This is a genomic window from Hahella ganghwensis DSM 17046, from assembly GCF_000376785.1.
Classification (GTDB): domain Bacteria; phylum Pseudomonadota; class Gammaproteobacteria; order Pseudomonadales; family Oleiphilaceae; genus Hahella; species Hahella ganghwensis.
The window spans coordinates 1-2,333 of record NZ_AQXX01000020.1 but is presented as its reverse complement, the minus strand read 5'-3'; the positions used below and the strand labels follow the sequence as shown (position 1 = coordinate 2,333).

The 2,333-nt window shown below is 59.2% G+C and carries 1 pseudogene; it reads right to left on the bottom strand.

The features are described 5' to 3' along the window. Positions 1-2,319: pseudogene (locus tag F566_RS31385) on the bottom strand (DUF6531 domain-containing protein); the annotation flags it as partial. Positions 2,320-2,333 lie beyond the last annotated feature (14 nt).

Below are 2,333 nucleotides of genomic sequence, written 5' to 3'. Positions count from 1 at the left end.
ATACACGGCATTATACTGGTACGTGGCCACTTCCCGGCCCTGGGCATCATACTCATGCTCGATGACATAGCCTTCGGCATCAATGCTGTATTTGAGCTGGCCTTTGGCGTCGTACACTGTATGGCTCTGCGCCGGTGCCGACTGTGTTGCCGCAAAGCCTTCCAGGGCAGACAAGGTCATTTCCTGGCCGGGATAGGCGGTCTCAAACCGTTGGGTAACCACTTCCCGGCCCAGTGTGTCGTACACATGGCCGATCACATAACCGTCGGCATCAATGCTGTACTTGACCCGGTCCTGGGCGTCGTACACATAGTGCGTGCTGTTGCCCAGGGTGTCCGTCGATTTGATCAAGCGACCCAGGTCATCGTATTCCTTGTGCGTGCGGGACAGTTCTGTCAGCGTGCTGCTGACATCGTTTTCCACCACATGGGTCAATTGTCCGGCGCTGTTGAAGTGACTGACGCTCTGATGGCCCACCGCATCGGTGGTCACCACCTGGTTGCCCTGGTATTCCGTGCTTGAACGAATCACCCCCAGGGCATCTTTGGTCGACAACAGACGCCCCAGGCCGTCATACACATACAGGGTCTCGCCGTTATTGGCCTGGTGGCCCATGGCACTGGGCAGGTCATTGGCGGTTTCCACCGGTGCCTGGTGACCGGCACTGACTTCTTTCAGCAACCAGCCGTTATGGTCGTAGACGTAGAAGGCTGTGGCCGCTGTGGCGGTGATGCCCGCGCCATTGGCATCGGTCTCACTGTAGGTGGTTTTCTGGCTCAGCTGGCCACGGAAGTCGTAGGCATAATCCACCCGGCTCACCCCGGCCTGCAGGGCTCCGGTGGACCAGGTTTGCAAGGTGCTTAATGTGGGCACCGCGTCCACCGCCAGACCACTGAGGTCATAGCGCTGGGTATGACCGAGGGTGGTTTGCAGTTGATGTTGCGCGTTGTACTGGTATTCGACCACGCCGCCCAGGGCATCGATCTCAAACCGCAGCAGGCCGTTGTCATCGTAGATCCGGCGACTGGTCTGTCCGTCACTGGCGCTCTGGGGCCCCTCGATCCCGTCCGGATCCGCCACCTGGTAGCGGGTCTGGGTTTCGATCTGGTTACGGTCGTTGTAGGTGTAGGTGGTCACAAAGCCCAGGGCATCGTGCTGTTCCAACAGGTTGCCCTGTTCATCGTAACGGGAGGTGAGTCGGGCACCACTGGCGTCAATCACTTCCACCAGATTGCCGTCACTGTCATAACGGTACTGCTGCAGGGCACTGGCCGTGGCATTCTGGGGGCGTTCGATCTCGGTGATCTGACCTTCCGCATCATAGCGCAGGAGGGTCTGGTAACCGGTCTCGGTGGTGGGGTCGCTGACCCGGGTGATCACCGTTTCCCGGTTCGCCAGATCATAGGCATAGGTGGTCAGAAGCGCATCGTCTCCTTCCCCCTGCATCACCCGACTGACCCGGTATTCCCCGTCCACCAGCTCATAACCGAAACTCAGTACCGTGCCATCGCTCTGCACAATGCGCGAGACCCGTTTACTGGTGCCTTCATAGGCATAAGTGGTCATGTATCGCTGACCATCGGCAATGCTGCTGTCTTCCGGGGTGATGTCGACTTTGACCCGATACAGGCGGTCCTGGCTGTCATAGTGGTAGGAGGTCGTCGCCTGCAGGTGTCCGTTGGCCAGCCGGGTTTTGACACGCTCCGGGCGCCCTTCGCTGTCGTAGTAGATCTCGACTTTCTCGCCAGCGGCATTGGCGATCGTGACTTTTGACGCCGTCCGGCTGATCCCTAACCGGGTCGGGTCGTCTTCATGCTTGAGTCCGAACAGCACGCCCTGGTCATCATAGATTTCCTGCTGTCGGGTGGACCCTTCCGTCCACAGAAAACGGTACACGCTGTTGGGGTTGTAGCTGATGGTGTCATGGGCACCACTGCCGACCGTGGATACATAGAGGCCCGTCGCCTCATCGTAGGTGTATACCGTGCGGCTGCCGTCTCCGGCCACCCGGGTGATGGTGCTGCCGGCCTGCCCCAGGGTCGCATTGTCAAACTCCAGGGTCTGGTTGAAGTTAAAGTAGAAGTTGTCACCGTTATCATCGGTGAACTGGCCCTGGCTGTTGTAGGTCCGAACCAGGCTGCTGTCCCGGGCAATGCCCATCAGCAATTCGTCCCGGGTCTGCAGGATCAGGTTACCGGTGGTCGCATTCACATAGGCGGCTTCTCCTGACTGGCCCTGCCGGAGTTGGGACAGACCTGCCCCGCCCGTCAGTTCCTTGCCAAACAGACCTAACCCTTCTCCTGTTACGACCGCAACCATGGTGTCACCCTACT